The organism is Mycobacterium sp. (assembly GCF_050701675.1).
Lineage (GTDB): Bacteria > Actinomycetota > Actinomycetes > Mycobacteriales > Mycobacteriaceae > Mycobacterium.
Map to the genome: position 1 here is coordinate 1 of NZ_JBOGDD010000873.1, position 4,272 is coordinate 4,272.

General features: G+C 64.0%; 6 protein-coding genes. All 6 read left to right on the forward strand.

Annotated elements, in window-relative coordinates:
* Positions 1-6: 6 nt before the first annotated feature.
* The 6 genes from ACRDUX_RS26715 (at position 7) to ACRDUX_RS26740 (ending at position 4,197) form a co-directional block, all read left to right on the forward strand.
* Positions 7-600, forward strand: coding sequence for a flavin reductase family protein (locus ACRDUX_RS26715; RefSeq protein ID WP_526418197.1), 594 nt, complete (start codon positions 7-9; stop codon positions 598-600).
* Between the two features lie 87 nt (positions 601-687).
* A complete protein-coding gene (locus ACRDUX_RS26720) occupies positions 688-1,878 on the forward strand; it encodes an acyl-CoA dehydrogenase family protein (RefSeq protein ID WP_526418187.1) in 1,191 nt (396 codons plus the stop codon).
* 9 nt (positions 1,879-1,887) lie between these two features.
* Entirely contained in the window at positions 1,888-2,337 is a 450-nt protein-coding gene (locus ACRDUX_RS26725) for a nuclear transport factor 2 family protein (RefSeq protein ID WP_526418189.1), read from the forward strand.
* A 27-nt stretch (positions 2,338-2,364) separates the two neighbouring features.
* A complete protein-coding gene (locus tag ACRDUX_RS26730; RefSeq protein ID WP_526418191.1) occupies positions 2,365-2,772 on the forward strand; it encodes a nuclear transport factor 2 family protein in 408 nt (135 codons plus the stop codon).
* A gap of 37 nt (positions 2,773-2,809) precedes the next feature.
* The gene (locus ACRDUX_RS26735; RefSeq protein WP_526418193.1) at positions 2,810-3,376 is read left to right on the forward strand and encodes a VOC family protein; all 567 of its coding nucleotides are present in this window, start codon (positions 2,810-2,812) and stop codon (positions 3,374-3,376) included.
* The gene (locus ACRDUX_RS26740; protein WP_526418195.1) at positions 3,376-4,197 is read left to right on the forward strand and encodes an SDR family NAD(P)-dependent oxidoreductase; all 822 of its coding nucleotides are present in this window, start codon (positions 3,376-3,378) and stop codon (positions 4,195-4,197) included. Before ACRDUX_RS26735 ends, ACRDUX_RS26740 begins: the two co-directional genes overlap by 1 nt.
* Positions 4,198-4,272 lie beyond the last annotated feature (75 nt).

Genomic DNA, 4,272 nt, shown 5'->3' on the forward strand with positions numbered 1-4,272 from the left:
GATCCGATCGGTGCACCTCATTCTGGCTCGAAAGACGCTGCAGCCGGACTTGATCCGGTATCCGACTCGCTGCTGCTGCGTGCGGCGTTCGGCTGCTTTCCCAGTGGCGTCATCGCCGTCTGTGGGATTGACGCCGATGGCACGCCGGTAGGCATGGCGGCGAGTGCATTTGTCCCGCTATCGCTCGAACCACCGCTGGTGGCGGTCTCCATTCAGCTGACGTCCACGTCCTGGCCACGGTTGCGGCAGATCGAACGCCTCGGATTGAGCGTCCTGGCGCAGGGCCATGAGAACGTCTGCGCAAAATTGTCAGGTAAGGGTGACCGCTTCGACAGGGTCGAGTGGATACCGACCGCCGGTGGAGCGGTGCTGATCGGCGGCGCCTCAACGTGGTTGGAGTGTGCGCTGTTCGATGAAGTCCGCGCCGGTGACCACACCCTCGCGATGTTGCAGATCCACCGGTTGCGGACGGAACCCGCCGTCGCTCCACTGGTGTTCCATGCAAGCCGGTTCCGGCGACTCGACGCGGGACTTTCAAGCGCGGCGTCAGTGCCCACTATCAGCAGAATCGCGGGAACCCTTGACCCCGCGGCAGATTGAACACATAATATCGTCTGTGTTCAATCCAACTAATTCTCGCAATCGTGGTTCAGTGGCCGCACACGACCAGGCGACCGGAGGAAATGCATGACCGCCATTGAGTCCGACGCGACGGCCACCACCACTGTGCTGGAGGCGGTCCGGGCGTTGTGTCCTGAGATTGCCGAGCGGGCCGGCGAGATCGAGTCGGCCAAGCTGGTTCCCCCCGACTTGATCGATAAGCTCACGGCCGCAGGGGCATTCAGGATGTTCGTGCCTCGTCAGTACGGCGGCGAGGAGTTGAGTCTGCCGGCAGCCATGGCCGTCATCGAGGAGGTCGCCCGAGCCGACGCCTCCACTGGATGGACTGTGATGATCGGCGCGGACTTCGCCCCGGTGTTCGCCCGATTCCCGCAACACGTGCTCGACGGGGAGATCTATCCGGAGGGTCCGGACACGATGGCACGCGGGGCCTTCGCGCCCAAGGGGGTGGCGATCCGCACCGATGGGGGCTATCTCGTCAACGGGCAGTGGCCCCTCGCCAGCGGAAGCTACCAGCACCAGTGGATGATCGGCAGCTGCATCGTGTTGCGGAACGGTGCGCCCGTCATGACCGACGCAGGAGTACCGGAAATGGTGCTGGCCATGGTGCCGGCGCGCGAGGCCCAATTCGTACAGACGTGGGACTCGGTCGGATTGCGCGGAACCAACAGCAACGACTTCGTCCTCAAGGACGTCTTCGTGTCACAGGACCACACCGCACAATTCTTCGGTCCGGCCACCGTCGACACCCCGCTGTTTCGGCTGCCCGTCCGGCTGACACTTGGTCCCACGCACGTCGCGGTGGTGCTGGGTATCGCCGAGGGTGCCCTTGCCGATCTTCGGAAACTGGCCAAGACCAAGCGTCCGGCTTTCAACCCCACCATGCGGTTGGCCGGGGATCCAGTGTTCCAGTACCGGTTGGGCCAGCTCGACGTTCGGCTGGCCTCGGTCCGGGCCCTGGCGGAGAGGGAGGTCAGCCTGATGTGGGACGCCGCACTCGCGGGCGAGCCCATCTCGCCGCTGGCGGCGACCCGTCAGCGCGCCATGGTGGCGCGGGCCCATACCGAATGCGTCGAGATCGTCAACGAGACCTTCGGATTGGCGGGAAGCAACGCCATGTACAACACCTCCACCTTGCAGCGACGCCTGCGCGATGTCCGTACGGCGGCGCAGCACGCGGCCGCCAGCGCGGAGATCTACACGATCGTCGGCGCGCTTCTCGTCGACGAGGACGTCCCACCGGCTGCGCTGGGTTGACGGTCCACCATGACGACGGTTACCGCGAACACCACGCAGGCGATGACGGCCCATTGGGAACTCATCCGACTGAACCACGCCTTCGCCTTCTATCTGGACAACGGCGATTTTGAGTCGATGATCGAATTGTTCACCACCGACGGGTTGTTCGACCGCGCGGGCATCGTCCACCGCGGGCACGACGAGTTGCGTGAAGGCATGTCCGACCGGCCGAAGGTGACTCCTCGGCACCTGCTCGCCAACTTCCATCTCACCAGCCTCGGTGACGACACGGCGGAGGCGGTGGTCTGCGCGATGGTCTACCACGGGCCCGTGGCGGAGAACGGGCAAGCGGTGGTCTATGCCACGGACAACGGTCGCGTCATCGAATTTTACGACCGGTACGTGAGATCCGTTGATGGATGGCGTATTGCGTCGCGCATCGCGCGTCCGATCTTCACCCCCAAGGTATGGCCGTGACCGGCTGGCACGAGGAAGGGCAGTCACGTGGCTGACGATCACCACGATGTTCTGTCGACCGTGGACGAATTCGTCGACGCGCTGTCGACGGGTAACACGGCCGGACTCGGTGCGCTCTTCACCGACGATGCCGTGATCTGGCACAACTACGACCAGGTCGGCCAGCCGGCAATGGAGGCGCTGGCTGCCCTGGCACCCCTCGCCGCCCTGCAACCGCGGTACGAGATCGCCGGGCGCGACGTAGTGGACGGCGCGTGCATTCAACGCCATGTCGTTCATCTCACGTTGCCCGGCGGAGAGCTGGCCGCCATTCCGGCCATCCAACGAATCGCCGTGACGGACGGCCGGATTCGGCGGATCGATGAGTACATGGACTCCGGTCAGGTGGCAGCTGTCATGCAGGCCATGCAAGACAGCCCGCCGATCGACGCGTGACCTTTCCCTGCTCCCTACGACGAGATAAGGACTCGAAATGCCTGCAATCACGGACAAGTTCACCGGCGAACCCGTCCTCAAGCTCCAGCGCCTCGGCCACGGCACCCTCGAAACCGTGGACATCACCAGGGCCCGCCGGTTCTATGAGGAAGTGCTTGGGCTGGAGGTCATCCAGCCCAGCAGCAGATCGATGATGATCCGGCTCGGCACCAACCACGCGTATGCGGTCGTCGAAACCGGTAAGGAAAGCACGATGTCGATGTTGGCGCACAACGGACTCGATGTCGACAGCGCCGAGGAAGTGCACGCCGCCCACGGAAAGCTCATCGCAATCAAGGACGAGTGGGGTATCAAGCAGATCACCGAGCCTCGGCACATGCACGGCGACACGTCGTTCTACTTCACCGATCCCGACGGCAACTGGTGGGAGATCGTGGCGGTGCGGGAGAACGGCTATGCCGAAGACTTCACCGATCCCGAGCGTGATCTCACCGGCCTTCACGAGTTCGATGGCGAAGGCGGGAACGTGAACTTCAACCACACGCACGAGCCCGAAGTCCGGGCTCGGGTGCGCGAGGTCGTGAACGCGAAGAGCGACGCGTAGTGAGCCGTCTGGACGGAAAGGTCGCCGTCGTCACCGGGGCGGGAATGGGTATTGGACGGGGGATCGCCCGTCGCTTCGCCCGTGAGGGCGCCAAGGTCGTCGTCGCTGAGTTCGATGCCGACGCGGGCAAACGGGTCGCGGACGACTTGAGTGCACTCGGTGGTGAGGGACTGTTCGTGCAGACCGACGTGTCGCAGAAGGCGGACATCGAGGGCGCACTGGCAGCCGCGCAGGAGAGCTTCGGTGGCCTGGACATCCTCGTGAACAACGCCATCTCGTTGACCCCGGACGTCCCGCTCGAACACAAGTCTGACGAAATGTTCGACAAGACAATGAAAGTGGGGTTGTGGAGTGTCTGGTGGGGGATGCAGACCGCGTTCCCGGTCATGAAGGCCAAGGGCGGCGGCCGGATCATCAACTTCTATTCGATCGATGCCGACAGCGGCAACTGGGTGCACGGTGACTACAACACCGCAAAGGGTGGCGTACAGGCGCTGACACGGACCGCCGGTTTCCAATGGGCCCGGCACAACATCTGTGTCAACGCGATCGCTCCGATCGCTGCATCGGCTGCCTTCGAGAAGATGGTGGCCGACAACCCCGCGCTCGGCGAGGCGATCCCGATGATGATCCCGATGGGACGGATGGGCGACCCGGAAGACGACATCGCCCCGGTGGCAGCGTTTCTGGCCAGCGAGGACGCCCGCTTCATCACCGGGGCCACCATCCCGGTGGACGGAGGTCTGCACGTGCCGCGGTTGAACACCCGGCCGCCGGATCCTTCGGTATTCGACTCAATGTCCGGCAATCCCGGGCAATGACAACAAAGTATCGGCGAGAGATTAAGGAGATGTGGGCGTGACCATAGATGAGGTGAAGCACGCTCCGACCGGACC